The organism is Streptomyces hamibioticus, assembly GCF_047946815.1.
Taxonomy (GTDB): domain Bacteria; phylum Actinomycetota; class Actinomycetes; order Streptomycetales; family Streptomycetaceae; genus Streptomyces.
Genome location: NZ_JBKKQY010000001.1, coordinates 1,153,676 through 1,179,742, shown reverse-complemented (window position 1 = coordinate 1,179,742; position 26,067 = coordinate 1,153,676). Strand labels below are relative to the sequence as shown.

Here is a 26,067-nt window from a genome sequence, read left to right as displayed (position 1 = left end):
CACTCACGGACATGAGCGCCCTTCTCTCGGCTCGCTTCGCAAATGCGTTATACAGCAGTGGAGTTGACCCCCGCCAGGGCTGATCGCCGGTCTCGGCGGAGCGAGCGGGCGCCCCCGTGGCGAGGCGGTCCCTCACAGCCGGCCGGAGCCGCGCCGCCCGCTTGCGTCGGAGACCCCGATCGAGAGGGGTTGATCTACTCTGTGTGGACGGCTGGAGCCACGGACGGGGGAGTGCGGGCATGCTGGATCCGATCTCGGTGGGTGCCATCGGCGCGGTGCTCGGAGCCGTCGGGGCGGGCATGGCCAACGAGGCGGGCCGCTGGGCCTGGGAGTCCGCCGGGGGACTGGTCCGCCGTATCACCGGACGCGAGGTGCCCGCACCCACCACCCCCGGCCAACTCGAGGACGTCGCACGCCTGGTGCACGACCGCGTGCGGGACGATCCGCAACTGGCCCGTGCCTGGGCCGAGCTCGCGCGGGGCGTGCGCACCTCCGGCCCCGCCGCCGGCCCGGACCGCCCCTGCCTGCCCACCGCGCCGCGCTTCTTCACCGACCGCCGGCAGGCCCTGCGCCTCCTCGACAAGGAGGCCACCCGCGCCCACCGGGGCCGCCCCCGGCTGGCGCTCCTGTACGGCCCCGAAGGCATCGGCACCAGCACGCTCGCCGTCCACTGGGGCTGGCGGCAGGCCGCCCGCTTCCCCGACGGCCAGCTTTACGCCGATCTGCGCACCCTCGCCCCCGAGGCGGCCCCGGGCACCCTGCTGCGCGGCCTCGGCGTGCCCGACGAGGAGATACCCCCGGCCGCCGAGGACCGCGCCGGGCTGCTGCGCCGCTGCCTGACCGACCGACGGCTGCTGCTGGTGCTCGACCACGCCCGCTCGGCCGCGCAGGTGCGGCCGCTGCTGACCGCGGCACCGGGCGTGTTCACCGTCGTCGTCGCCCGGCAGCCGCTCACCGGCCTGGACGCGCTGCGCATCCCGGTCGGTCCGCTGGCGCGCCGGGACGCCGTGCGGCTGCTCACCGACCTGGCCGGCAAACCCGCGCTCGCCGCGGCCCGCGCCACGCTGCCCGCCGTCCTCGACCGCTGCGCCGGCTCGCCCTACGCCCTGCGCGCCGCCGCACCCCGCCTCACCGACCCGACGCCCGCGCACCCGGAGGCCCCCGACGTGCCCGACAGCGACCCGGTCCGCGCCGCCGCCGACGACTCCTACCACCGGCTCACCACCGGCGCGGCCCGCCTCTACCGGCTGGCCGGACTGCGCGACTGGCCCGCCCTGGACGCCGCTGCCGCCGCCCGCGCCGCCGACACCGACGAGTCCGAGGCCGCCGAGCACCTGGCGGAACTCACCGACGCGCTGCTCGTCGAGCGCACCGACACCGGCCGCCACCACTACCGGCCCGCCGTCCGCGCCCACGCCGAGCGCACGGCCGCCGCCACCGACGGCATCGCCACCTGCTCGGCGGCGGTCACCCGGGTCGTCGGCCACTACCGTGACCTGGCGGTCGGCGCGGCGCGCGCGGCGCTCCCGGAGAGCTGGCGAGTGCCCTCCGAGCCCTCGCCCGTGACCTTCCCGGACCGCGGCGCGGCCGTCGCCGCCCTCGCGGCCGAGGCCCCCAATCTGGTCCAAGCGGTGCACGCGGCGGAGGAGTTCGGTGACGCCGACACCGTCCTGCTGCTCAGCCGGGCCCTGTGGCCGCTCCAGCTCAAGGCCGGCCACCACGAGACCCTGCTGCCCGCCCTGCGCGCCGGGGCCCGCACCGCCGACACGCACGCCCCCGGCACCCGCACCGCCGGCGCGCTGCACGCCCAGCTCGCCCACACCCTCACCGAACTCCGCCGCTGGGACGAGGCGGAGGCGGAGGCACGCGCCGCCGCCCGCGACGAGCAGGCCGCCGGACACCCGCGCGGTCACGCCTCCGCGGTCGAGTCCCTCGGCCTGCTGCGGCTGCGCCAGTGGCGGTTCGAGGAGGCGTACGCCCGCTTCGAGGAGGCCGGCCGCATCCTCGACGCCGTCGGCCCCGGTGACGAGGGCGCCGCCGACCTGCCGCGCGCCCGCGCCCTGCTGGAACGACACCGCGGCCGGGCCCTGCGCGGCCTCGGACGCCGTACCGAGGCCGTGGCCCGGCTGGAGCACGCCCTCGGCTTCTTCCGCTCCGTCGGGGAGGCGTACAACACCGCCCGCACCCTCACCGACCTCGCCGAGACCCACCTCGACGGGGGCGCGCGGGACACCGCCCTGCCGCTGATCGACGAGGCGCTGGCGGCGCTCGGCCGGGAGAACGCCGTCTACCACGTGGCCCGGCTCCAAGTGCTGCGGGAACGCTGCGTCAGCCCGCCGGAGTGACCGTCACCGGGTGCGCCGCCGCGCCCGTCCGGACCGTCAGGCCGCGCTCGAACAGTTCGTCCGGCGCCTTGCCCGCCGCGAGCCACGCGTGCAGTGCCGACGCGTAGGCGGCCGGGTCGGCGCCCGCGCCGGGCCCGGCCGTCAGGCGCAGCAGCGCTCCGCCCCGGGGCCGGACGACGCACGTACCCGGCCCGGTGACGCGGGCGGCGAGCGCGCAGTGCGGGTGCCGGCCGAGCACCTCCGCCGTCCACTGCGCGGGCGGGCCGAGGCGCGGGTCGTCGGCGGCGCCGTCCCAGAACACCACGTCGGCGAGGGCTAGTCGGTCCGTCTCGCGGGTGTCCTCGTGGACCGCGATGTGCGCCTCTGCGCCCGCGTCCGGCGGCGGACACGGGCCCGCGTCCGCCGCGTACCGTGTGACCGCCACCTCGCCCGAGCCCAGCAGCCGGGTGATCACGGTCAGCGGCGCGGTCGTCGTACCGGGCTCGTACGGCGGCAGCGGCAGCGGTTCGAGCCGGGCGGGCGTGTCCGGTTCGGGCAACTCCAGGAAGCCGTAGAAGAGGCGCCGCAGCCGGGCCGCCGACTCGCCGGGTACGGAGCTGACGAACCGGGCGGGCGCGGACCCCGGCCGATGTCCGGCGAGCAGCGCCTCCACCTGCGGGCGCAGGGCACGCGCGGGGTCCAGCCGGGGTGCCGCGCGCACGAAGGAGTGGACCGGCGCGGCCGGGTCCAGGCCGGCCAGCGGAGCGGCGCCGAGCAGCACCGGCGTGCCCAGCGCGGCGGCGTAGTAGGTCACCGACCCGTGGTCGCCGAGCACGGCGTCGGCGGCGACCAGTGCCTGCCGCCAGCCGTCCAGGGGGTCGATCAGCGCCAGCCCCGAGCGGCGGGCCCGGTCCAGCCAGGCGCGGATCTGGCCGGGGCCGTGGCCGTGCCAGACGTTGGGGTGCAGGACGGTCGCGAGCCGGTACTCGTCGGCCGGGAACTCCGAGGCCAGACGGGGCAGTAGGGACGGCAGCACGTCATCGCCGCCGCCGTCGCCGAACAGCGACTCCGGGTTCCAGGTCGAACTGAGGACGACCAGCCGCCGGCCCCGGCCCACACCGAGGGCGCGGCGGTAGCGGTCGCGGTACGGGCGGGCCGCCAGCATGCGGTCCCAGCAGGGGTCCCCGGCCAGCACGGCCGTGGGCGCGGCGTCGGGGCAGACGGTGCGCAGCCGCTCGTACTGCTCGGGATGCGACAGCACCAGCGCGTCCGCGACCGGCCGCCCGTCCGGAGCGAGCAGCCACTCCGGCGACATCCCGAACACCGGCGCGGACTTCCGGCTTCCGGCGTCCGGCGTCCGGCGTCCGGCATCCGGCATCCGGCATCCGGCATCCGGCCTCGCCAGCCTCTTAGTGTATCCGACGCCATGCGAGAGTACGATCAACTTGCCCTGTACTGCCCGGAGTTGGCCACCGAAGCTCGCCGACACCGCCAACGAGACCGGAGTCGACAGGGCCTGTTCCCAGGGCAGCACGGGTACGCCCACCTCGCCCAGCAGCTCATCGAGCCCCGCCCGGAACGCCGACGACCCCGGGCACGTGGCGAGCACCTGGACCCTGAGGTCGTCGTGGAACAGCGGCAGGACGTCGAGGAGCCGGGTCGCGGCGGTGACGTTGTGGACGACGAGGAGCACCCTGCGGGTACGCCCCCGCGTCGCCCACCGCGCCGCGTCGTCGCCGACCGGCACCCGTATCCACCCGGCAGCCCCCGTCACGTCCCTCCGCCTCCCGGTCCCGTCGCGCGTGATCGGGCAACAATAGTCAACGCCGGTGGTGGTCCGCCGTCCTCAGTCCGCGGTGCGCTCCGCCGTCAGGCAGGCGATCACCATGTTCCCGGGCATCGCCCGGTAGCGCTCCCGCCGGGCGGGGTCGACCAGGTCGCGGCCGAACAGCGCGCCGAAGGTGTGCCGGTTGGAGACCCGGAAGAGGCAGAAGGCGCTGATCACCGCCTGCAGGTCGACCGCGTCGACGCCGGTCATCGGGTCCTCCTGCTGCGGGCGGGGTCGGTGCCGGTGATTGGAGAAGGCCGGTTCCGGTGTCGGCCCGCCCCTGCACACGCTGGACGCCGCCGACGGATTCACTGACGGCTGATGCTCCGGGTGACGCCCGCGGCGACGGTCGTGGCCAGGATCCAGCCCGTGATGATCAGCAGGTAGGACAGCGTCTGGTACCAGCCCTCGGGGGCGAAGGCGTTCTCCTGGCCGAAGGAGATCACCGGCAGCAGCAGGTCGAGCGTGTAGAACACCGGGTCGAAGTCCGGCGACTCGGCCGGTTTGAGCGGCGGCGGGTGGTGCAGGCCGTACGCGACGGAGCCGACCGCGAGCAACGACAGCAGCCAGGCGCCGGCCCGCAGCGGCCGGAACCCGTAGCCGACCACGGCGTCCTGGAGCAGGCCCCAGACCCGGCCGTACCAGGGCAGGGTGCGGTGGTGCCGGCGCTGCTTGGCGAGCTGGACCCGACGGGCCGCGCCGTCGTCCCCGAGCCTGCGGTAAGCGGCCGTCAACTGCTCGTAGGCGTAGGGCACGTAACCGTCGCCGTCCCGTTCCAGCATCGGCAGTCGTCGCTCGGCCGGCAGTTGCGGGGCGAGCGCCGTGAAGGTGAGGTCGCTGAGATACACCTCGTCCGGCAGCTTCTCCGGGTCGAGGGTGAGCATGTCGATCTGGGAGCGGCGCAGATTGAGGGCGCCCTCGATCCGTTCGCCGCGCCGCAGCCACAGCTCCCCGATGACACAGCTGCTGGCCCGCAGCGCCGTCCCGCCCGGGTGGGACAGCCGGGCGTGCAGCAGGTCCAGGGTGCCGGGTATGCGGGCACCCCGGAAATCGAGCCGGCCGCGGGCGCGCAGGCACGCTGCAGCCACGCCCGAGCCCACGACGAGGTTCTGCGCGTCCAGGGCGGAGCCGTCGCCCCCGTCCAGCTCGGCATCCTTGAGGTTGAGCGCTCCGGCGACGGCGGCCCCGGTAAGCCGGACGTGTCCGCGTGCGCGCAGCCCCGGCGCCCACAGGTCGGCGCCGATGGCGGCCTGGTTCAGCTGGAGCACCGGCCCCTCGGCGTTCGGCGCGTGGATCTCGGCACTCTCCAGGTACAGGCTTCCGGTGACCTCCGCCCCGCCGAGCCGCACCATGCCGCTGAACCGGGTGCGGGTCAGCCGCAGCACGCCGTCCACCCGGACCGCGTGCGAGATCAGCCCGGGCAGGACGGACTCGCTCAGGTTCACCTCGCGCAGCCGCCCGGCGTACAGCCTCGGCGCCTCGTCGAAGTGGCAGTGCCGCAGCCGAACAGGGTGGTCGACGGTCGCGTACTGCAACTCCAGCGCGCCGGTGATCCGCGCGCCCGCCACCTTGAGCGAGGCGGTCTCACCGTCGCGCTGCGGGCCCGCCAGGAGCAGCCTCCGCAGCACGGCGGCGCGCACCGTCCGCTCCGGTCCCCATGCCCGGCCGGCGGCGGCGTCCTCCTCGTCCGTGGACCGGAAGTCCACGGCCTCCCCGGTGGCGAACGCCCGCCAGACGCGCGCCTCGGCCGGTGTCAGGTCGTTGATCTCCATCGCGGGGACTCTGACCCGAACCGGCCGGTGACGTCAACGTGTTACTTCTTCTTACTTCTTCGCCGCCTCGACCGCGTGGCCGCCGAACTGGTTGCGCAGCGCGGCGATCATCTTCATCTGCGGCGAGTCCCCCTGGCGGGAGGAGAACCGGGCGAACAGCGACGCGGTGATCGCCGGCAGCGGCACCGCGTTGTCGATGGCCGCCTCCACCGTCCACCGGCCCTCGCCGGAGTCCTCGGCGTAGCCGCGCAGCTTGTCCAGGTGCTGGTCCTCGTCGAGGGCGTTCACCGCGAGGTCCAGCAGCCAGGAGCGGATGACCGTGCCCTCCTGCCAGGAGCGGAAGACCTCCCGGACGTTGTCCACGGAGTCGACCTTCTCCAGCAGCTCCCAGCCCTCGGCGTAGGCCTGCATCAGCGCGTACTCGATACCGTTGTGGACCATCTTCGCGAAGTGGCCGGCGCCGACCTTGCCCGCGTGGACGTAGCCGTAGGGGCCTTCCGGCTTGAGGGCGTCGAAGATCGGCCGCAGGCGGTCGACGTGTTCCTTGTCGCCGCCGACCATCAGCGCGTAGCCGTTCTTCAGGCCCCACACCCCGCCCGAGACGCCCGCGTCCACGAAGCCGATGCCGCGCCTGCCGAGTTCCTCGGCGTGCTTCTCGTCGTCCGTCCAGCGGGAGTTGCCGCCGTCGACGACGGTGTCGCCGGGCTTGAGGATGCCCCCCAGCTGGTCGATGACGTTCTGGGTGACGGCGCCGGCCGGGACCATGACCCAGACCGCGCGCGGCGCGGCCAGCCGGTCGGCGAGTTCCACCAGGTTGTCGACGTCGGAGAGCTCGGGGTCGGTGTCGTACCCGACGACCTCGTGGCCGGCGTTGCGCAGGCGCTCGCGCATGTTGCCGCCCATCTTGCCGAGACCAACAAGACCGATCTGCATGTCAGTGCACTTCCTTCAGTTCGCGGTAGGCGGCCACCAGGGCGGCCGTGGACGGGTCGAGACCGGGCACCTCGGCGCCCTCGGTCAGTGCGGGTTCGACGCGCTTGGCGAGAACCTTGCCGAGTTCGACGCCCCACTGGTCGAAGGAGTCGATGTGCCAGATCGCGCCCTGGACGAACACCTTGTGCTCGTACAGCGCGACCAGCTGGCCCAGGACCGACGGGGTCAGCTCGGTCGCCAGAACGGTCGTGGTGGGGTGGTCGCCCGGGAACGTGCGGTGCGGGACCTGCTCCTCGGGCACGCCCTCGGCCCGGACCTCGTCGGCGGTCTTGCCGAAGGCGAGCGCTTGGGTCTGGGCGAAGAAGTTGGCCATCAGCAGGTCGTGCTGGGCCTTCAGTTCCTCGCTCAGCCCGGCGACCGGCCGGGCGAAGCCGATGAAGTCGGCCGGGACCAGCTTGGTGCCCTGGTGGAGCAGCTGGTAGTAGGCGTGCTGCCCGTTGGTGCCGGGCGTGCCCCACACCACCGGACCGGTCTGCCACCGCACCGGGCGCCCGTCGCGGTCCACGGACTTGCCGTTGGACTCCATGTCCAGCTGCTGGAGGTACGCCGGGAACTTCGACAGGTAGTGCGAGTACGGCAGCACCGCGTGCGACTGGGCACCGAGGAAGTTGCCGTACCAGATGCCCAGCAGGCCCAGGATCAGCGGGGCGTTGGCCTCCGGGTCGGCGTTGCGGAAGTGCTCGTCGACGATGCGGAAGCCGTCGAGCATCTCCCGGAAGCGGTCCGGACCGATGGCGATCATCAACGACAGGCCGATCGCCGAGTCGTAGGAGTACCGGCCGCCGACCCAGTCCCAGAACTCGAACATGTTGTCGGCGTCGATGCCGAACTCCGTGACCTTCTCGGCGTTCGTGGACAGGGCCACGAAGTGCTCGGCGACCGCCTTCTCGTCGCCTCCCACCCCGGCCAGCAGCCAGGAGCGGGCCGAGGTGGCGTTGGTGATCGTCTCGATCGTGGTGAAGGTCTTGGACGCGACGATGAACAGGGTCTCCGCCGGGTCCAGGTCCCGCAGCGCCTCGTGCAGATCGGCGCCGTCCACGTTGGAGACGAAGCGGAAGGTCAGCTCCCGTGCCGTGTAGGCGCGCAGCGCCTCGTACGCCATGGCCGGGCCGAGGTCGGAGCCGCCGATGCCGATGTTGACGACGTTGCGGATGCGCTTGCCGGTGTGGCCGGTCCACTCGCCGGAGCGGACCCGCTCGGCGAAGTCCGCCATCTGGTCGAGCACGGCATGGACCTTGGGCACCACGTTCTCGCCGTCGACCTCGATCACCGCGTCCCGCGGGGCGCGCAGCGCGGTGTGCAGCACCGCGCGGTCCTCGGTGACGTTGATCCGCTCGCCGCGGAACATGGCGTCGCGCAGCTCGAACACGCCGGTGGCGGCGGCCAGTTCCTGGAGCAGGGCCAGAGTGTCGTCGGTGACCAGGTTCTTGGCGTAGTCGATGCGCAGATCGCCGACGCGGACCACGTACCGCTCCGCGCGGGAGGGGTCGGCGGCGAACAGCTCACGCAGGCCGGGGCGGGGCAGCGCCTCCTGCCGGTGGTCCTCCAGTGCGGTCCACTGGGGGCGCCGGGTCAGCTCGGGGGAGTCAGGCATGGACCGGGGTCTCCTTCGTGCCCTCGCCGCGCAGGGCGATGGCGTACATCTCGTCCGCGTCGAGGCGCCGCAGCTCCTCGGCGATGAGTTCGGAGGTGGAGCGCACCTTGAGCGCCAGGGTGCGCGAGGGCTGGTTCGGCAGGGTCATGGTGGCCATCGGCCCCTCGGGCCGGTCGATGACGATCTCGCCGTCCGCGGTGCCGAGCCGGACGCCGGTGACGACCGGGCCGTCGGTGACCACCCGGTCGACCGGGACGCCGAGGCGGGCCTGAAGCCAGCGCGCCAGCAGCTCGGCGGCCGGGTTCTCGGCCTCCGCCTCCACGGCCGCCGACGTCACCCGGGCCCGGGCCTGGTCCAGGGCCGCCGCCAGCATCGAGCGCCACGGAGTCAGCCGGGTCCAGGCCAGGTCGGTGTCGCCGGGCGCGTAGGTGCGGACCCGGGCCTGGAGGGTCGCGAGCGGGTTCTCGACGGCGTACAGGTCGGTGATCCGGCGCTGGGCCAGGGCGCCGAGGGGGTCCTTGGCGGGATTGTCGGGCGCGTCCACCGGCCACCACACGACGACCGGCGCGTCCGGCAGCAGCAGCGGTAGGACGACGGAGTCGGCGTGCTCGATGACCTCGCCGTACATGCGCAGCACGACCGTCTCGCCGGTGCCGGCCTCGGAGCCGACCCGGATCTCGGCGTCCAGGTGGGACTTGGTGCGTTCGCGGGGGTTGCGGGGGTGCCGCTTGATGACGACCAGGGTGCGCGACGGGTGCTCGTGCGAGGCCTCCTCGGCCGCCCTGGTCGCGTCGTAGGCGTTCTCCTCGTCCGTGACGACCACGATCGTCAGGACCATGCCGACGGCGGGGGTCCCGATGGCCCGGCGGCCCTGCACCAGCGCCTTGTTGATCTTGCTTGCCGTGGTGTCGGTCAGGTCGATCCTCATGGCCTGCGCCAGCTCCGTCCGTCTCGTGCGAGCATCTCGTCCGCTTCCCCAGGGCCCCAGCTGCCCGCGGCGTACTGCGCGGGCCTGCCGTGCGTGGCCCAGTACTCCTCGACCGGGTCGAGGATCCTCCAGGACTCTTCCACCTCCTGGTGACGGGGGAACAGGTTGGCGTCCCCCAGCAGGACGTCGAGGATGAGGCGCTCGTACGCCTCCGGGCTGGACTCGGTGAACGACTCGCCGTAGGCGAAGTCCATCGACACGTCCCGGATCTCCATCGAGGTCCCCGGCACCTTGGAGCCGAACCGCACCGTCATGCCCTCGTCCGGCTGGACGCGGATCACGATGGCGTTCTCGCCCAGCTCCTCGGTGGCCGTGGTGTCGAAGGGGGAGTGCGGGGCCCGCTGGAAGACGACCGCGATCTCCGTCACCCGGCGGCCCAGCCGCTTGCCGGTGCGCAGGTAGAAGGGGACGCCCGCCCATCGGCGGTTGTCGATCGCCAGCTTGAGCGCCGCGTAGGTGTCGGTGGTGGAGGCCGGGTCGATGCCCTCCTCCTCCAGATAGCCGCGCACCTTCGTGCCGCCCTGCCAGGCCGCCGCGTACTGCCCGCGCACGGTGTGCCGGCCCAGATCGTCCGGCAGCCGCACCGCCCGGAACACCTTGAGCTTCTCGGTGAGCAGCGACGCGGCGTCGAACGCGGCCGGCTCCTCCATGGCGGTCAGCGCCAGGAGCTGGAGCAGGTGGTTCTGGATGACGTCCCGGGCGGCGCCGATGCCGTCGTAGTAGCCGGCCCGGCCGCCGATGCCGATGTCCTCGGCCATGGTGATCTGCACGTGGTCGACGTACGACCGGTTCCAGATCGGCTCGAACATCTGGTTGGCGAAGCGCAGCGCCAGGATGTTCTGGACGGTTTCCTTGCCCAGGTAGTGGTCGATGCGGAAGACCTGGTCCGGCTCGAACACCTCGTGCACGATCGCGTTCAGCTCGCAGGCGCTCGCCAGGTCGCGGCCGAACGGCTTTTCGATGACGGCGCGCCGCCAGGCACCCTCCGGGGCGTCCGCCAGTCCGTGCTTCTTCAGCTGCTGGACGACCTTCGGGAAGAACTTCGGCGGTACGGAGAGATAGAAGGCGTAGTTGCCGCTGGTGCCGCGGGCGGCGTCCAGCTCCTGGACGGCCTCGCGAAGCTGCTTGAAGGCGGTGTCGTCGTCGAAGTCGCCGGGGATGAACCGCATGCCCTCGGTGAGCTGCTGCCAGACCTCCTCGCGGAACGGCGTCCGCGCGTGCTCCTTGACGGCCTCGTGCACGACCTGGGCGAAGTCCTGGTTCTCCCAGTCCCGGCGGGCGAAGCCCACCAGCGAGAAGCCGGGCGGCAGCAGGCCGCGGTTGGCCAGGTCGTACACGGCCGGCATCAGCTTCCGGCGGGACAGGTCGCCCGTGACGCCGAAGATGACCAGGCCGGACGGCCCCGCGATGCGCGGCAGCCGCCGGTCGCGGGGGTCGCGCAGGGGGTTGCTCCAGTCGGGTGCCGGGACGACGGCGGAGGCCGCGTCGTCCGCGGGCTCCCCGGCGCCACGGTCCGCGCCCGTGCGCTCGTCGTCCGCGCGCTCGTCACCCGCGTGCTCGTCGTCCGCGCGGGCGTCACGCGCGTGCTCGTCGTCCGTGCGGCCCTCGCCCGCGCGGTCGCCACCCGTGCGCTCGTCGGCCGCCCGGGGCCGGCCGGCGTCCACCGCCCCCGAGGCCTCCCGTGCGGTCCTGGTCTCCTTGGCCTCCTTGCTCTGCTTGGTCTCCTCGGTCCCGCCGCTCGTCGGGTCGGGAAGGTCCTCGCTCATTCCCCGTCAACTCCCTTGCTGTCGAGGGACTTCGTCACGGCGTCGAGCAGGTCCTGCCAGGCCGCCTCGAACTTGGCCACGCCCTCCTGCTCCAGCTGCTGCACCACCTCGTCGTACGGGACGCCGAGCCGCTCCACGGCCGCGAGGTCGGCCCTGGCCTGGGCGTAACCGCCGGTGATCGTGTCGCCCTGGACGTCACCGTGATCGGCGGCGGCCTCCAGGGTGGCCTCCGGCATCGTGTTCACGGTGCCGGGAGCGACCAGCTCCTCCACATACAGGGTGTCCCGATATGCCGGGTCCTTCACACCGGTGGACGCCCACAGGGGGCGCTGCTTGTTCGCACGGGCCGCGGCCAGGGCGGTCCACCGCCCGCTGGAGAAGACCTCCTCGTACGCCGCGTACGCCAGGCGCGCGTTGGCCAGTGCCGCCTTCCCCTTCAGCGCCACGGCCTCGTCCGTGCCCAGCAGCGCCAGCCGCTTGTCGACCTGGCTGTCCACGCGGGAGACGAAGAAGGAGGCCACCGAGTGGATCCCGGCGAGGCCGTGCCCGGCCGCCTGCGCGTTCTCCAGGCCGGCGAGGTAGGCGTCCATGACCTCGCGGTAGCGCTCCAGGGAGAAGATCAGCGTGACGTTGACGCTGATGCCGGCGCCGATGACCTCGGTGATCGCCGGAAGACCGGCCTTCGTCGCCGGTATTTTGATCATCACGTTCGGGCGGTCGACCAGCCAGGCCAGCTGCCGGGCCTCGGCGACGGTGGCCCGCGTGTCGTGCGCGAGGCGGGGGTCGACCTCGATGGAGACCCGGCCGTCCCGGCCGCCCGTCGCCTCGTACACCGGCCGCAGGACGTCCGCGGCGGCCCGCACGTCGGCGGTGGTCATCATGCGCACCGCCTCCTCCACGGTCACGCCCCGCACCGCGAGGTCGGCGAGCTGCTCCTCGTAGCCCGCGCCGGAGCCGATGGCGGCCTGGAAGATGGACGGGTTGGTGGTCACGCCGACCACATGCCTGGTGGCGATCAGCTCCGCGAGGTTGCCGGACTCGATCCGGGTACGGGACAGGTCGTCCAGCCAGACGGAGACGCCCTCGCCGGACAGGCGCTTCAGGGCCGCCGCGGTCACGGGTGCTTCGGTCACGGTGCTCATCTGCTTTCTCAGTGGTTTCTCGCGCGCGGATCAACCGCGGGCGGCGGCCAGGGACTCCTGGGCCGCGGCGGCGACGTTCTCGGGGGTGAAGCCGTACTCGGCGAACAGGGTGGCGGCGTCGGCGGAGGCGCCGAAGTGCTCCAGGGACACGATGCGGCCCGCGTCGCCCACGAAGCGGTACCAGGTCAGGCCCACCCCGGCCTCGACGGCCACCCGGGCCCGCACGGACGGTGGCAGCACCCTCTCGCGGTACTCGCGCGGCTGCTCCTCGAACCACTCCACGCACGGCATCGACACCACCCGGGTGGCGATCCCCTCGGCCTGGAGCAGCTCGCGCGCGGCCACGGCGAGCCGCACTTCGGAGCCGGTGGCGATGAGTACGACGTCCGGGGCGCCGGTGGAGGCCTCGCGCAGGACGTAGCCGCCGCGGGCCGCGTCCGGGTCGGGCTCGTAGGTGGGCACGCCCTGGCGGGTCAGGGCCAGTCCGTGCGGGGCGGGCTCGGCCGAGCCGCGGCGCAGGATCTCGCGCCAGGCGATCGCGGTCTCGTTGGCGTCGGCCGGGCGGACGACGTTCAGGCCCGGGATGGCGCGCAGCGAGGCCAGGTGGTCGACCGGCTGGTGGGTGGGGCCGTCCTCGCCCAGACCGATGGAGTCGTGGGTCCAGACGTAGGTGACCGGCAGCTGCATCAGGGCGGACATGCGGACGGCGTTGCGCATGTAGTCGGAGAAGACCAGGAAGGTGCCGCCGTAGATGCGGGTGTTGCCGTGCAGCGCGATGCCGTTCATCGTCGCGGCCATGGCGAACTCGCGGATGCCGAAGTGGACGGTCCGGCCGTACGGGCCGGCTTCCGGCAGCGGGCTGTCCGCCGGGAGGAAGGAGCTGGTCTTGTCGATCGTGGTGTTGTTCGAGCCGGCCAGGTCGGCGGAGCCGCCCCACAGCTCGGGCAGCACCGGGCCGAGCGCCTGGAGGACCTTGCCGGAGGCGGCGCGGGTCGCGACCGCCCGGCCCGCCTCGAAGACCGGGATCCGCTCCTCCCAGCCCTCGGGCAGCCGGCCCGCGACCACGCGGTCGAACAGCTCGGCGCGGTCCGGCCGGTCGCCCCGCCACCGGGCGATCCGCTTGTCCCAGGCGGCGTGCGCCTCGGCGCCCCGGTCCAGGGCCGCGCGGGTGTGGGCGAGGACGTCGTCGGCGACTTGGAAGTCCTCGGCCGGGTCGAAGCCGAGGACGCGCTTGGTGGCGGCGATCTCGTCGGCGCCGAGGGCGGAGCCGTGCGCGGCCTCGGTGTTCTGCGCGTTGGGGGCGGGCCAGGCGATGATCGTGCGCATGGCGATGATGGAGGGCCGCTCGGTCTCGGCCCGCGCCGCCCTCAGCGCCGCGTACAGCGCGTGCACGTCGATGTCGCCGTTCCCGGCCGGCTCGACCCGCTGCACCTGCCAGCCGTAGGCCTCGTACCGCCGCAGCACGTCCTCGGAGAACGCGGTGGCGGTGTCGCCCTCGATGGAGATGTGGTTGTCGTCGTAGAGGAAGACCAGGTTGCCCAGCTTCTGATGGCCGGCCAGCGAGGACGCCTCGGCGGAGACACCCTCCTGGAGGTCGCCGTCGGAGACGATCGCCCAGACGGTGTGGTCGAAGGGGGAGGCGCCGGCCGGGGCGTCCGGGTCGAACAGGCCGCGCTCGTAGCGGGCGGCCATTGCCATGCCGACCGCGTTGGCGGCGCCCTGGCCGAGCGGACCGGTGGTGGTCTCCACGCCCGCGGTGTGTCCGTACTCGGGGTGGCCGGGCGTCCTGGAGCCGAGCCTGCGGAACGCCTTCAGGTCCTCCAGACCCAGCTCGTACCCGGCCAGGTACAGCTGCGTGTAGAGGGTCAGCGAGGTGTGACCGGGGGACAGGACGAAGCGGTCACGGCCGGCCCACTCCGGATCCGCCGGGTCATGCCGCATCAGCTTCTGAAAGATCGTGTACGCGGCGGGGGCCAGGCTCATCGCGGTGCCCGGGTGGCCGTTCCCGACCTTCTGTACGGCATCGGCCGCCAACAGGCGGGCGGTGTCGACGGCACGCCGGTCGAGTTCGGTCCATTCGAGGCGGTCCTCGCGGTCCGGTGTCTGCGTGCTCATCTTCAAGAATCCTCGACAAAGGCGAAGTGGGTGGGGCTGATGCGTTCAAACTTAAAAGTCAGACTTTTGAGAGTGAAGGTCTGGATGTGCCAGCCTGTGGTGAATCTGGGACACGCCCCGGCGGCCCGCCGCGCACCTGAGCCGACGCGTGCGCGACTGAGAAGGCACGAGAAGGACATGACGGACGAACACAGCGAAGACGGCGCCGGGCGCGGAGACGGCGACGCGGGCGAAGCCGGAGACGCGGGCGGAGGCTCCGCTCCCGCGGGTGGTGAGGCGCCCGGCGCCGGTGAGGCACCCGGCGTCGGTGAGGCGCCCGGCGACGGCGACGGTGACGGTCCGGGCGGCGGCGACGCGATCAGAACCTTCCCCTTCCCGGTCGACCTCAGCGTCCTCGGCGTCGGCATGCAGGTCGGCCCCATGGGCACCGGCCGCACGTGGCACACCGAGGCTCCGCCGCACCGGGTGCACCGCATCGACTTCCACATCGTGATGCTGTTCTCCGGCGGACCGGTCCGCCACATGATCGACTTCACCGAGTACGAGGCGGCCCCCGGCGACCTGCTGTGGATCCGCCCCGGGCAGGTCCACCGCTTCGCGCCGCACGGCGAGTACCGCGGAACCGTGCTGACCATGCAACCCGGCTTCCTGCCCCGCGCCACCGTCGAGGCCGCCGGCCTGTACCGGTACGACCTGCCGCCCCTGCTCCACCCCGGACCGGCCCAGCGCGCCGCCCTGGAAGCCGCGCTCGAACAACTCCGGCGCGAGTACGAGGACGAGACGACCCTGCCGCTCAGTCTGCACACCGCCGTGCTGCGCCACTCGCTCTCCGCGTTCCTGCTGCGGCTGGCCCATCTGGCCGCCGACTCCGCCAAGGCGACGCGGTCCGGACCGGCGGACACGGCCTTCACCCGCTTCCGCGACGCCGTCGAACGGGACTTCGCCACCAGCCACAGCGTCAGCGCCTACGCCGACGCGCTGGGTTACTCCCGTCGCACCCTCGTCCGCGCGGTGCGCGCCGCCACCGGCCAGACCCCCAAGGCGTTCATCGACCACCGCGTCGTCCTGGAGGCCAAGCGCCTCCTCGCCCACACCGACCTGCCCATCGGCCGCGTCGGCGCGGCCGTCGGCTTCCCGGACGCGGCGAACTTCTCCAAGTTCTTCCACCAGCACACGGAGACGACCCCGGCGGCCTTCCGGGCGGAGCTGCGCTGAGCAGCGCATGCGGAAGGGGCCGCACGCACGCGTGCGGCCCCTTCGCCTCCTGCGGGGGTTGTCCTTCCGGTTCCGTACGGGGTCAGCGCCCGAAGGAGAACCAGTTGACGTTCACGAAGTCCGCCGGCTGGCCGCTGGTGAACGTCAGGTAGACGTCGTGCGTGCCCGTCACGGCGGAGACGTTCGTCGGTATCGTCCGCCACGACTGCCAGCCGCCGGTGCTGCCGACGGCGAAGCTGCCGATCGGCGCGCTGGTACGGCTGTCCAGCCGCACCTCCACCAGCCCGCTCACCCCGGGCGGGGCACCGCTGGCCACACGCGCGGAGAACTGCCGCGCCGCCGCGGGACCGAAGTCGACGCCCTTGTAGACGGCCCAGTCCCCATTGGCGAGGAAGCCGATGTTCTGGCCGCCGCCGGAGTCGAGGGTGGTCTCGGTGCCGACGCCCGACTGGCCGTCGTAGGACTCCGCCTGGATGGTGCCGTACGCGTCGCGGCCGCCGTCGCCCGGCGGGGGCGTGGTACCGCTCCCATCGGCCGACAGGACCTGGACGTAGTCGACGACCATGGGGTGCCCGGGCTGGGTGCCGGCGTCCGGCCCGCCGCCGAAGGCGTCCGGGAAGCCGCCGCCCATGGCCACGTTGAGGATGATGTAGAAGCCGTGGTCGGTGGCGTTCGCCCACGTCGTCGCGTCGACCTGGTTCTCGCGCACCGTGTGGAAGTTGTTGCCGTCGAGGTAGAAGCGGATCTCCTCGACGCTGCCGGAGCGGTCCCACTCCAGCCGGTAGGTGTGGAAGCCCGCCTGGCAGGTGGTGCCGGGGCAGGCCGTGCTGCCGCCGATGCCGCTGTTCTCGTTGCACGGGCCACCCGGCGAGGTGCCGCAGTGCATCGTGGCCCACACGGTGTTCAGGCCCTGGGTGTTCTCCAGGATGTCCAGCTCGCCGACGGCGGGCCAGTTCCAGTAGTTGCCCCGGTAGGGCGCGCCGAGCATCCAGAACGCCGGCCAGTAGCCCTTGGCCGCGGCCCCCGTGACGTTCGGGACCTGGATACGGGCCTCCACGCGCAGCTTGCCGCCGGCCGGGGGCTGGAAGTCGGTGCGGTTGGTCTCGATGCGGCCCGAGGTCCAGTTGCCGGCGGCGTCACGGCGCGGGGTGATGCGCAGGTTGCCGCTGCCGTCCAGGGAGACGTTGTCCGTGCTGGACGTCATCGTCTCGATCTCGCCGGTGCCCCAGTTGGCGGGGCCGCCCGGGTACGAGGTGCCGGTGGCGTACTGCCAACGGGTGGTGTTCACACCGGAGCCCGCGGGGCCGTCGAAGTCGTCGACGAAGACCTGGGTCCAGCCGGACGGGGGCGGGGGAGCGGCGGCGGCCGCCGTCGGGCCGGTGACGGCGGTGGCGGTCACGGCGAGGCCGAGCACGCCGACGACGGCGACGAGCGTCCGGCGCAGCGGCCGCCGTCTGCGGGGGGTGCCGGAAGGTTCTCTCATGTGGGGGTCCCTCTCGGGTGCGAGTGCGGGAGTGGGGAGCACGGGCGCCCCGAGGCACGCTCGGGGATTGAGAGCGCTCTCAGAGTGCGCCCAATGTGCTCTCCGGTCCTGCGGCCGTCAAGAGGTGAAACCGAGAAAGGCCTTGCGGAGTCGGTGAGTTCACCGGATGAAGAACGGACGGAGCGGTGGCAAAGGGACGGAGCGGGAGTGGGAGGGGCGGGGAGAGGGCGGGAGGGGGCGGGAGGGGGCGAGAAGAGGAAGGGGCCGGCCGCGCCTACAGCGCGCTGCCCGCCGTCCACTCCGTCCACGACAGGTTCCAGCCGTTCAACCCGTTGGCCGGGTCCACGGTCCGCTCGCCGGAGTTCTTCACGATCACCACGTCGCCGAGCCGGGAGCCCGTGTAGAACTCGTGCCCCGCGGTGGCGTCGTCGTCCGGGTCCTTGGCGTCGTGCAGTCCGATGCAGCCGTGCGTGGTGTTGTCGTGCCCGAACACCTTGGCCTCGGTCCAGTAGTTGCCGTGGAGGAAGGTCCCCGAGGTGGTCAGGCGCTGGGCGTGCGGGACGTCCGGGATGTCGTACTCGTGGCCGAGCCCGACCGTCGAGGACGCCATGCGGGTCTGCTTCAGCCGCTCGCTGATCACCATGATGCCGGACCAGGTGGTGTGGTCGGCGTTGCCGCCGGTGACGGGGTAGGCGGCGATCTTCCTGCCGTCCCGCACGACGGTCATCCGCTTCTTCGCCAGGTCGACCGTGCTGATCTGCGAACGGCCGATACGGAAGGCGAGGGTCTCGTTCCGGACGCCGTGGAGGCCCTCGGCGGCCCGCACGTCCTTCAGTCCCAGCCGGACTGTGACCGTCGTGCCGGGAGCCCAGTACTTCTTCGGGCGGAAGTCGAGCCGGGTGCCGCCGAACCAGTGGCCAGCCACCTCGACGTCCGGGTCGGCGGTGACCGTGATCGCCCGCTCGACCGCGGCCCGGTCCGTGACGGCGTGCGAGAAGGTGATCGACACCGGCGCAGCCGCGGCTGCCGACGCCGTACACGGCATCCGCCTCGGGGGTGACGCGGGCCGTGAGCGACCGCCGCCGGCCGGCGGCGGTCGAGCCGTCCGCGGCCTGTGCCGGTGTTCCCGCACCTGCGGTCAGCGCCGCGGCCACCGGGAGGGCGCCGAGCGCGGTGAGCACCCCGCGGCGGGACCAGCCCGCCGACTGCGGCTCGGGCCGGTCGGGTATCGGGGGCTGGAGGGTGCTCACGGCATGCGGCCTTTCTGCGGCGGGGTCGGCGGGGTCGGCGGGATGTGTGCAGTCTGCACCATATATCTGGGTTGGCCCTGTGCATGCCGGTCGGCGGCCTGTGAGCACTGTGAGAAATGCGGCAAAACGCCGAGTCTCCCGGACCCGGCCGCCCGCCCCTCACCGACGGTGGCGCACCGGCTGCTCTCTGGAGAGGGCCGGTGAGGGCTGGGTGTCCGTGAAGGCCGGGGACCGGCCGGGCGGCGACGGCCCGGCGGGGGGCGTGCCATGATCGGCACCGGTGGGACGACGGCCGGCGGTAGGGAGCGGGCGTGAGACTGACGATTCTGGGCGGCGGCGGATTCCGGGTGCCGCTCGTGTACGGCGCGCTGCTGGCGGACCGCGCCGAGGGACGCGTACGGCAGGTCGTCCTGCACGACCTGGACCCCGGGCGGCTGACGGCCGTGACCCGCGTGCTCGCCGAACAGGCGGCCGGTGTGCCCGACGCGCCCGAGGTCACCGCCACGACCGACCTGGACGAGGCGCTGCGCGGCGCCGACTTCGTCTTCTCCGCGATCCGGGTCGGCGGGCTGCAGGGACGCGCCGACGACGAGCGCGTGGCGCTCGCCGAGGGCGTCCTCGGACAGGAGACGGTCGGCGCGGGCGGCATCGCCTACGGCCTGCGGACCGTCCCCGTCGCCGTCGACATCGCCCGCCGCGTGGCCCGGCTGGCCCCCGACGCCTGGGTCATCAACTTCACCAACCCGGCCGGCCTGGTCACCGAGGCCATGTCCCGCCACCTCGGCGACCGGGTCATCGGCATCTGCGACTCGCCGGCCGGCCTCGGCCGCCGCATCGCCCGCGTGCTCGGCGCCGACCCGGCCCGGGCGTGGATCGACTACGTCGGCCTGAACCACCTGGGCTGGGTGCGCGGCCTGCGGGTGAACGGCCGCGACGAACTCCCGCGCCTGCTCGCCGATCAGGCCCTGCTCGGCTCCTTCGAGGAGGGCAGGCTGTTCGGCGCCGAATGGCTCCGGTCCCTCGGCGCGATTCCCAACGAATACCTGCACTACTACTACTTCAACCGGGAAACCGTACAGGCCTACCAGGAGGCCCGCCGGACCAGGGGCGCCTTCCTGCGCGACCAGCAGTCCGCCTTCTACGAGCGGGCCCGCGACCCCGAGGTGCCGGCCCTGGAGCTGTGGAACCGCACCCGCGCCGAGCGCGAGGCCACCTACATGGCGGAGAACCGGGAGGCGGCGGGCGCCGGTGAGCGCGAGGCCGAGGACCTGTCCGGCGGCTACGAGAAGGTGGCGCTGGCGCTGATGCGGGCCGTCGCCCGGAACGAACGCACGACCCTGATCCTCAACGTCCGCAACCGCGGCACCCTGTCGGTGCTCGACGCCGATGCCGTCGTCGAGGTCCCGTGCCTGGTCGACGCGACCGGCGCCCACCCGGTGGCCGTGGACCCGCTGCCCGGCCACGCCACCGGGCTGGTCTGCGCGGTCAAGGCCGTCGAACGGGAGGTGCTCGCGGCGGCCGGAACGGGCTCGCGGGCCGCGGCGGTCAAGGCCTTCGCGCTGCACCCGCTCGTCGACTCGGTGACCGCGGCCCGGCGGCTCGTCGACGGCTACACCGCCGTCCACCCCGGGCTGGCGTATCTCGGATAGCCGCGTCGCCCCGGCGGTGATGTCCGGGACAGGAGGCCGGTGACGCCCGGATGCGGCCACCGGGCGTTCGCGGGCCGCGCTGCCGTCGATGCCCCGCGGGCCGCGCCGCCGCGACCACCGCCCGCCCGCGGACGCCGTGCCCCTGTCGGGGTTCGGCGGGCCGGGTCGCCCGCGCACACCGTGCCCCCGTTGACGTTCCGCGCGCCGGGTCGCCCGCGGCTCGCAGCCGGTACCGGCCCGGGGCCGGCAGCCGGTGTCGCTCCGGGGCTGGCAGCCGGTGCCGCCCCGGACCGGGGACTCGCCGGGGACTTCAGGCCCGGGCGGCCGGGTCCGTACGGGCCGGAGCGCCCACGGGCCCGGCGGCGGGCGCGACGAGGGGCTCCGCCGGACGCGGTGCGACCGGCACGGCCGTGCTGTCCGGGCCGGAAGCCGGAGCCGGAGCCGGGCCGGGATCGTCCGCGCGGTGCTGCGGCAGCGGCACCGCGGACAGCGGCCGGAGCCCGGACACCACCGTGTAGTCCCGGCCCAGGAACGGCGGCACGATCTCGCCCGGATCCTCGCCGAGCGCCAGCCGCACCGCCGCCCACGGGGCGTTGACGCCGCACAGCGACAGCTGGTGCAGCCCGCCCGCGGGACGGGTGTTGACGTCCATCAGCACGGGCCGCTCGCCGTACATCCGGAACTGGATGTTGGACAGGTGGTGCAGCCCGAACCCCTCCGCGATCCGGCGGGCCGGCTCCAGCCACTGCTCGTGCAGGGTGAAGCCGCGGCGGCGGCCGTTCTTGGTACGGCCCACGGCCAGCCGCACCCGGTCGTCGGGGCCGGTGAGGCAGTCCACCGACACCTCCGGCTGCTCCAGCCGGGGCATCACCAGCCAGTCGACCGGTTCCTCGGCCGTCCGCACCGCCCGCACGACCAGGTCCAACGGCACGTACGGGCTGGGGAAGCCGCTCAGCTGCGCCATGGAGAACGGGTCCCGGGTGATCACCCGGAAGCCCACCCCGCCCGCCCCGGACGCCGGTTTGAAGCACGCCCGGTGGCCCTGCGCCTCCAGCTCCTCCACGGCGTCCAGCAGCTCCTCGACGGTACGCACCCGCCACCACGGCGGCACGGGCACGCCGACGGCCTGGGCCGCCTCGTAGCCGACCACCTTGTCCTGGAAGACGGCCACCGCCTCGGCCGGCGGGGCGAGCAGCGCCGTACCGGCCGCCTCGAACTCGGCGCGGTGCGCCACGATCGCCGCCTGGTGCAGCCGGGGCACGAACACGTCGATGCCACGCCGCCGGCACTGGTCCAGCGCGAACTCCACGTACGCGGCCGGGGAGAGCGACTCCGGCTCCAGCTCGGCGGTGTCGGCGGCGGCCAGCACGGGGGAGTCGGGGTCGCCGTGGGTGGCGTGGATCTCGACGGCCCGGTCGCCGGGATTTCTCCGCAGCTGATCCATGAAGAACACGTTCTCCGCGTACGTGCGGTTGAGCCAGACGCGTACGCGAGAGACCATGCAGGCCGCCTTTCACGGTTCGCGGGCAGGGCGAAGCAGGCCGTGCCCGGCCAGGGGGGATGAAGGGACACCGAGCCGCCCTGCGCGGGGGAAGGTTCGAGGCGGTGGTGTCGGGCCGATCATAGGGGCTCGGGGGCGATGCGGCGCAACGCGTGCGTTGCGGGTGTGCCCACCCGTCCGCGGGCCGTGCGGGCGGGGCGCGCCGGGGCCGAACGCCCTTGTCCGGCCGGCGCCCTGTGTGATCTCGTAGGCTTCGGCCGCAGGCCCTGCCAGGACGGCTCGGCGCGCACGGGTGATGGCCTGCTCGGAGGGGGCGAGAGGTGACGGCGACGGCCGGGAACGCGGGACAGCTGTGGGCGATCAGCGATCTGCACGTCGGCTACGCGGAGAACCGCGCACTGGTCGAGGAGATGCGCCCCGAATCCGGCCGCGACTGGCTGCTGGTGGCCGGTGACGTGGCCGAGACCACGGCCGACATCCGCTGGGCCCTGGGGACGCTCGCGGACCGCTTCGCCAAGGTGATCTGGGCCCCCGGCAACCACGAACTGTGGACCCACCCGAGCGACCCGGTCACCCTGCGCGGCACCGCCCGCTACGCCCACCTCGTCGGCGTCTGCCGCGACCTCGGCGTGACCACCCCCGAGGACCCCTACCCGGTCTGGGACGGCCCCGGCGGGCCGGTGGGCGTCGCCCCGCTCTTCCTCCTCTACGACTACTCGTTCCTGCCGGAGGGCTGCACCACCAAGGAGGAGGGACTCGCGTACGCCCACACCACCGGCATCGTCTGCACCGACGAACATCTGCTGCACCCCGACCCCTACCCCAGCCGCGAGGCGTGGTGCCGGGCGCGGGTCGCCGAGACCGAGGCCCGCCTCGCCGCACTCCCCGCCGACCTGCCGACGATCCTGGTCAACCACTATCCGCTGGACCGGCACCCCACCGAGGTGCTGTGGCACCCGGAGTTCGCCATGTGGTGCGGCACCCGGCTGACCGCCGACTGGCACCGCAGATTCCGCGTCGAGACCATGGTCTACGGACATCTGCACATCCCCCGGACCACGTGGCACGAGGGCGTCCGCTTCGAGGAGGTGTCGGTGGGCTACCCCCGTGAGTGGTCCAAGAGGCCCCGGCCGCCGGGCCGGCTGCGCCGCATCCGGCCGGCGGAGGACGAGGCCCGGTGATCGGGGAACTGCTGCCGGACACGGTGGTCGCCGTCGAGGCCGTCGGGGCCGGGGAGAGCGGGCAGGTGCCGCCGCTCCACCCCGAGGAGGAGGCGTACGTGGCCCGGGCGGTCGCCAAGCGCCGACGGGAGTACGCGGTGGTCCGCTCCTGCGCCCGCCGGGCCATGGAGAAGCTCGGTGTGCCGCCGCAGCCCGTCCTGACCGGCGACCGCGGCGCCCCCGACTGGCCGTCCGGCCTGCTGGGCAGCATGACCCACTGCGACGGCTACTGCGCCGCCGCCCTGGTGCGCGCCACCGACCTGGCCTCCCTCGGCATCGACGCCGAGCCCGCCGCTCCGCTCCCGGACGGCGTGCTGTCCGCCGTGGCCCTGCCGGCCGAGGTGACCCGGCTGCGCCGGCTGGCCGTGGAACGGCCCGAGGTCCCCTGGGACCGGCTGCTGTTCAGTGCCAAGGAGTCCGTGTACAAGGCGTGGTTCCCGCTCACCCGGGCCTGGCTGGACTTCGGCGAGGCCGACATCGAGATCACCGCGGGCCCCGGCGAACGGCACCGCGGCACCTTCCGGGCGGCCCTGCTGGTGCCGGGGCCGCGGGTGGGCGACCGCCGGCTGACCCACTTCGAGGGCCGCTGGACCACCCGGAACGGCCTGCTGGCCACCGCGGTCACGGTCCCGCACAGCTGAACGAACGGCAGTGTCCGGGGGCGCCGGGTCAGGGCCTCGGGCACCAGCTCGTCAGGAGCCGGAAGAACTCCGCCTCGTTGCCGGCCAGGCCCGCCGCCGCCAGTGCCTGCTCGGCCTCGGCGAGCACCGAGGGCGGCACCACCGCGGGACGGTGGGCGTCCGGCGGGCCGGCGGCCGTGTCGAAGGCGGCGCGCACGGTGTGCAGCAACCGCAGGTAGGCCTGGACGGCGGCGCGTTCGCGGTCGGTCAGCACGGCGGTGGTCATCGGTCGGCTCTCCCCACAACGACGGCAACGAAGCACGCCGCTCCACGGCGACGGCACCCCACCAGCTTGCCGTCCACCACTGACAATGCGGCGGATTGAGGGCCTACCGGGCGTCCGCCGGGGTGAGCCGGCCCGCCGGGCCGGAGGCCGGCCGTGCGGGTCCCGGCGCGGCCGGCCCGGCCGCTCAGCCCAGATAGCCGAGCGAAGCCTCGATCCGACCGGCCAGGTGATCCCGCTGCACCGGCCCCCGCAGCGACGAACCCGCCAGCCAGGTGCGGCACTTGCTGGCCAGCAGCAGGCCGAAGCTCTCGGCCTCCTTCTCCTCCGCCTGGTCGAAGCGGGTGCGGGCGGCGACCGCCCGGACGGTCGCCCGCAGGGCGTCCTCGTCGAGGTGCTCGCCGAGCAGCCGGGCCGCGACCGCACCGCCCTCGGCGTGGCGGCCGCAGTGCCCGGCCTTCATGTGCCACAGCTCGTGTCCCAGGATGACCAACTGGTGGTCGGGGGCGGTGCGTTCCTCGACCACGACCAGGTCCTGGTCGGTCATGTCCAGCCACAGTCCGCTGGCGGTCCCGGGCGGGAACGCGGCCGTACGGAAGACCACCGGCCGGCCGCGGCGCCGGCTCATCGCCTCGCAGAGCGCGGCGTACAGATCGGCGGGCGAGGCCGGCGCGGGCAGCGTCAGCTCCGCGACCAGCTCACCGCACAGGCGGCGCATCTCCCTGCCGATGCTCACGTCTCTCCCCAGGCTCACGACTCGGGCCGCTTGACGCTCTCCAGGAGCATGTCCAGCCATTCGGCGACCTTGTCGCGGTGCTGGTCGGTGGGCAACTGCGCGGCCCGCCAGGCGATCCCGCGGACGCCGTGGTCCTGCAGCAGCCGCTCCAACGGGTCGGCGGCCACCGAGGCCGTCGCCCGCTCGCGGTCGGCGAGTTTCTGCAGGAGTTCCTGCTCGGTGTGCTGAAGGACGCTGGCGAGCGCCTCGGGGTCCTCCGCCGTGAGGAATCCGGCGTGCACCCGGAAGAAGCGCTGGATGGCGTCGCAGTGCTCCATCGTGGGGCGCCGGTCGCCGTTGATGAGCGCGCCCGCCTGCTGCCGGGACATGCCCGCGCCGTCGGCGATCTCCTGCTGGGTGTACCTGCGGCCGTTGGGTTTCAGCCGGGTGCGGCGCAGCAGGTCCAGCCGCTGCACGAACCGGGTCTGCACATCGGGCTCACCCGCCGGGCGGCCGCTCAGCAGGGCCCCCACCACTGCCTCGGGGACCCCGGAGGCCACGGACAGGCGGCCGACGTCGAAGACCTCGGCGTGCGGTACGCCGAGCCGGTCGGCGAGTGCGGTGACGCGGGCGACCACGGCCTGGAGCGCGGCCGTCGGCGTATTGCCCGGTCCCTCGAAGCCACCTGTCACCGACAGATCTCCTACGTCTCTCACAGGACTCACAGGCTTCTCACAAGCGGGTTGCCGTGAACTTCCCGGAGAGTAGCGGGTGGTTCGAACTCACATCCAGGTCTCGCCACAACTGTGGCCAATTCCAGCCGTCAACCGGCATGAAATGCCACGATAGTTGACATGCCTTGCGTCGGGGCACCAGGATCGGGGCGCCGCGTAAGGCCGCATAGGCAAGAGGGGTGACCTCCCGATGGCATTTCAGGCAGGAGGGCAGCGGCCGGCACCGCGGCCCGGCCCCACGACCCCCGACGCCCAGGCGTACCTCCAGGACTACGCCGCGTTCCTGGAGGCCGTCGCCTTCCCCTCCCTCGTCGTCGACCACCGCTGGGACGTGGTGCTGGACAACAGCGCCTTCCGGGCCCTCTTCGGCGCCGTCGGACCACACCCGACGGCCATGCCGGGCGACAACTTCCTCCGGTTCGTCCTGTTCCACCCGGACGCCGCCACAATCCTCGGGGAGCACGAGTCCAGCTGGTGCCTGCCGATGCTGGCGCACTTCGCGGCCGCGCTGGAGCGGCACGGCCACGACCACGTGCTCCAGGCCATCCGCCGGGACATCGCCCAGGACCCGATCATGGAGGCCGCCTACCGGCAGGGTCTGCCGCACTGGATCCGCGCGGTCGGCGCGGAGGCGGTCGAACACGACGGCGCCGTACGGCCGTTGGTGCACCCCGATCCGCGCTGGGGCGCCACCGAGTGCCGGGTCGTCGTCGAGACGCCCGGGTCCCTGGCGGAGGCGGGTTGCAGCCGGCTGACGCTGGTCCTGCGCGAGGCGCGCCGCGCACCGCACCGGGAGCGCCGTGCGCGGCGTTCGGCCGGGCACCTCAGGGTGGTTCCGGACTCCCGCTGACGGCCCCGCGTCCGTCGCGGAGAAG

General features: G+C 73.5%; 20 protein-coding genes and 1 pseudogene. 6 read left to right on the top strand and 15 right to left on the bottom strand.

What is annotated here, in order from left to right; genetic code table 11:
* The first annotated feature begins 239 nt into the window (after nt 1-239).
* Nucleotides 240-2,345 (top strand): tetratricopeptide repeat protein, encoded by a 2,106-nt coding sequence (locus ACLGIH_RS05390; protein WP_416524061.1) that lies wholly within the window; start codon nt 240-242, stop codon nt 2,343-2,345.
* Here the strand turns inward: ACLGIH_RS05390 and ACLGIH_RS05385 are convergent.
* The 9 genes and pseudogenes from ACLGIH_RS05385 to tkt all read right to left on the bottom strand — a co-directional run bounded on the left by ACLGIH_RS05385 (nt 2,329) and on the right by tkt (nt 14,522).
* On the bottom strand, nt 2,329-4,098 hold the full coding sequence (locus ACLGIH_RS05385; protein WP_416524060.1) for a hypothetical protein: 1,770 nt from the start codon (nt 4,096-4,098) through the stop codon (nt 2,329-2,331). The genes ACLGIH_RS05390 and ACLGIH_RS05385 overlap by 17 nt on opposite strands.
* 72 nt (nt 4,099-4,170) lie before the next feature.
* Nucleotides 4,171-4,353: pseudogene (locus ACLGIH_RS05380) on the bottom strand (TetR/AcrR family transcriptional regulator); the annotation flags it as partial.
* Nucleotides 4,354-4,460: 107 nt separating this feature from the next.
* Nucleotides 4,461-5,924, bottom strand: a complete 1,464-nt coding sequence (locus tag ACLGIH_RS05375) for a membrane-associated oxidoreductase (RefSeq protein WP_416524059.1) — start codon at nt 5,922-5,924, stop codon at nt 4,461-4,463.
* A 51-nt stretch (nt 5,925-5,975) separates the two neighbouring features.
* On the bottom strand, nt 5,976-6,857 hold the full coding sequence (gene gnd / locus ACLGIH_RS05370; RefSeq protein ID WP_416524058.1) for a phosphogluconate dehydrogenase (NAD(+)-dependent, decarboxylating): 882 nt from the start codon (nt 6,855-6,857) through the stop codon (nt 5,976-5,978).
* A 1-nt stretch (nt 6,858) separates the two neighbouring features.
* A complete protein-coding gene (gene pgi / locus ACLGIH_RS05365) occupies nt 6,859-8,511 on the bottom strand; it encodes a glucose-6-phosphate isomerase (protein ID WP_416524057.1) in 1,653 nt (550 codons plus the stop codon).
* Nucleotides 8,504-9,439 carry a glucose-6-phosphate dehydrogenase assembly protein OpcA gene (opcA, locus tag ACLGIH_RS05360; protein WP_416524056.1) on the bottom strand — a complete coding sequence of 312 codons (936 nt, stop codon included), beginning with the start codon at nt 9,437-9,439 and terminating at the stop codon, nt 8,504-8,506. The genes pgi and opcA overlap by 8 nt, the downstream gene beginning before the upstream one ends.
* The gene (gene zwf / locus ACLGIH_RS05355) at nt 9,436-11,265 is read right to left on the bottom strand and encodes a glucose-6-phosphate dehydrogenase (RefSeq protein WP_416524055.1); all 1,830 of its coding nucleotides are present in this window, start codon (nt 11,263-11,265) and stop codon (nt 9,436-9,438) included. The genes opcA and zwf overlap by 4 nt, the downstream gene beginning before the upstream one ends.
* A complete protein-coding gene (tal, locus tag ACLGIH_RS05350; RefSeq protein WP_416524054.1) occupies nt 11,262-12,407 on the bottom strand; it encodes a transaldolase in 1,146 nt (381 codons plus the stop codon). Before tal ends, zwf begins: the two co-directional genes overlap by 4 nt.
* Before the next feature lie 30 nt (nt 12,408-12,437).
* Nucleotides 12,438-14,522 carry a transketolase gene (gene tkt / locus ACLGIH_RS05345; RefSeq protein WP_416524053.1) on the bottom strand — a complete coding sequence of 695 codons (2,085 nt, stop codon included), beginning with the start codon at nt 14,520-14,522 and terminating at the stop codon, nt 12,438-12,440.
* Nucleotides 14,523-14,699: 177 nt separating this feature from the next.
* On the opposite strand from tkt, the gene ACLGIH_RS05340 reads away from it, so the two are divergent.
* A complete protein-coding gene (locus tag ACLGIH_RS05340) occupies nt 14,700-15,737 on the top strand; it encodes a helix-turn-helix domain-containing protein (RefSeq protein WP_416524052.1) in 1,038 nt (345 codons plus the stop codon).
* An 82-nt stretch (nt 15,738-15,819) separates the two neighbouring features.
* Here the strand turns inward: ACLGIH_RS05340 and ACLGIH_RS05335 are convergent, their stop codons facing one another.
* Both ACLGIH_RS05335 and ACLGIH_RS05330 read right to left on the bottom strand, forming a co-directional pair.
* The gene (locus ACLGIH_RS05335) at nt 15,820-17,220 is read right to left on the bottom strand and encodes a glycoside hydrolase family 16 protein (RefSeq protein WP_416524051.1); all 1,401 of its coding nucleotides are present in this window, start codon (nt 17,218-17,220) and stop codon (nt 15,820-15,822) included.
* A gap of 274 nt (nt 17,221-17,494) precedes the next feature.
* Entirely contained in the window at nt 17,495-18,229 is a 735-nt protein-coding gene (locus ACLGIH_RS05330; RefSeq protein ID WP_416524050.1) for a L,D-transpeptidase, read from the bottom strand.
* Between the two features lie 552 nt (nt 18,230-18,781).
* Here ACLGIH_RS05330 and ACLGIH_RS05325 point away from each other — a divergent pair.
* A complete protein-coding gene (locus ACLGIH_RS05325; protein ID WP_416524049.1) occupies nt 18,782-20,119 on the top strand; it encodes a 6-phospho-beta-glucosidase in 1,338 nt (445 codons plus the stop codon).
* Nucleotides 20,120-20,429: 310 nt separating this feature from the next.
* Here ACLGIH_RS05325 and ACLGIH_RS05320 read toward each other — a convergent pair whose 3' ends face one another.
* Nucleotides 20,430-21,620 (bottom strand): ATP-grasp domain-containing protein, encoded by a 1,191-nt coding sequence (locus ACLGIH_RS05320; RefSeq protein ID WP_416524048.1) that lies wholly within the window; start codon nt 21,618-21,620, stop codon nt 20,430-20,432.
* Nucleotides 21,621-21,940: 320 nt separating this feature from the next.
* Between ACLGIH_RS05320 and ACLGIH_RS05315 the strand changes: the two genes are divergently transcribed.
* The gene (locus tag ACLGIH_RS05315; protein WP_416524047.1) at nt 21,941-22,801 is read left to right on the top strand and encodes a metallophosphoesterase family protein; all 861 of its coding nucleotides are present in this window, start codon (nt 21,941-21,943) and stop codon (nt 22,799-22,801) included.
* A complete protein-coding gene (locus ACLGIH_RS05310) occupies nt 22,798-23,481 on the top strand; it encodes a 4'-phosphopantetheinyl transferase family protein (RefSeq protein WP_416524046.1) in 684 nt (227 codons plus the stop codon). The genes ACLGIH_RS05315 and ACLGIH_RS05310 overlap by 4 nt, the downstream gene beginning before the upstream one ends.
* A 28-nt stretch (nt 23,482-23,509) precedes the next feature.
* Here the strand turns inward: ACLGIH_RS05310 and ACLGIH_RS05305 are convergent, their stop codons facing one another.
* From ACLGIH_RS05305 to ACLGIH_RS05295, 3 genes are all read right to left on the bottom strand, one after another.
* Complete coding sequence (locus ACLGIH_RS05305) at nt 23,510-23,746, bottom strand: hypothetical protein (RefSeq protein ID WP_416524045.1); 237 nt, start codon at nt 23,744-23,746, stop codon at nt 23,510-23,512.
* Nucleotides 23,747-23,930: 184 nt separating this feature from the next.
* A complete protein-coding gene (locus tag ACLGIH_RS05300; RefSeq protein ID WP_416529289.1) occupies nt 23,931-24,461 on the bottom strand; it encodes a toxin-antitoxin system, toxin component in 531 nt (176 codons plus the stop codon).
* 32 nt (nt 24,462-24,493) lie between these two features.
* A complete protein-coding gene (locus tag ACLGIH_RS05295; RefSeq protein ID WP_416524044.1) occupies nt 24,494-25,150 on the bottom strand; it encodes a helix-turn-helix domain-containing protein in 657 nt (218 codons plus the stop codon).
* 232 nt (nt 25,151-25,382) lie between these two features.
* Here ACLGIH_RS05295 and ACLGIH_RS05290 point away from each other — a divergent pair, with 232 nt between their 5' ends.
* Entirely contained in the window at nt 25,383-26,042 is a 660-nt protein-coding gene (locus ACLGIH_RS05290) for an MmyB family transcriptional regulator (RefSeq protein WP_416524043.1), read from the top strand.
* Nucleotides 26,043-26,067 lie beyond the last annotated feature (25 nt).

Bases quoted from the DNA above. Each gene is read 5' to 3' on its own strand.
- ACLGIH_RS05390 (WP_416524061.1), top strand. From the start codon at position 240: ATGCTGGATCCGATCTCGGTGGGTGCCATCGGCGCGGTGCTCGGAGCC.
- ACLGIH_RS05375 (WP_416524059.1), bottom strand. From the start codon at position 5,924: ATGGAGATCAACGACCTGACACCGGCCGAGGCGCGCGTCTGGCGGGCG.
- gnd (WP_416524058.1), bottom strand. From the start codon at position 6,857: ATGCAGATCGGTCTTGTTGGTCTCGGCAAGATGGGCGGCAACATGCGC.
- pgi (WP_416524057.1), bottom strand. From the start codon at position 8,511: ATGCCTGACTCCCCCGAGCTGACCCGGCGCCCCCAGTGGACCGCACTG.
- opcA (WP_416524056.1), bottom strand. From the start codon at position 9,439: ATGAGGATCGACCTGACCGACACCACGGCAAGCAAGATCAACAAGGCG.
- zwf (WP_416524055.1), bottom strand. From the start codon at position 11,265: ATGAGCGAGGACCTTCCCGACCCGACGAGCGGCGGGACCGAGGAGACC.
- tal (WP_416524054.1), bottom strand. From the start codon at position 12,407: ATGAGCACCGTGACCGAAGCACCCGTGACCGCGGCGGCCCTGAAGCGC.
- tkt (WP_416524053.1), bottom strand. From the start codon at position 14,522: ATGAGCACGCAGACACCGGACCGCGAGGACCGCCTCGAATGGACCGAA.
- ACLGIH_RS05340 (WP_416524052.1), top strand. From the start codon at position 14,700: ATGACGGACGAACACAGCGAAGACGGCGCCGGGCGCGGAGACGGCGAC.
- ACLGIH_RS05335 (WP_416524051.1), bottom strand. From the start codon at position 17,220: ATGAGAGAACCTTCCGGCACCCCCCGCAGACGGCGGCCGCTGCGCCGG.
- ACLGIH_RS05320 (WP_416524048.1), bottom strand. From the start codon at position 21,620: ATGGTCTCTCGCGTACGCGTCTGGCTCAACCGCACGTACGCGGAGAAC.
- ACLGIH_RS05305 (WP_416524045.1), bottom strand. From the start codon at position 23,746: ATGACCACCGCCGTGCTGACCGACCGCGAACGCGCCGCCGTCCAGGCC.
- ACLGIH_RS05300 (WP_416529289.1), bottom strand. From the start codon at position 24,461: ATGCGCCGCCTGTGCGGTGAGCTGGTCGCGGAGCTGACGCTGCCCGCG.
- ACLGIH_RS05290 (WP_416524043.1), top strand. From the start codon at position 25,383: ATGGCATTTCAGGCAGGAGGGCAGCGGCCGGCACCGCGGCCCGGCCCC.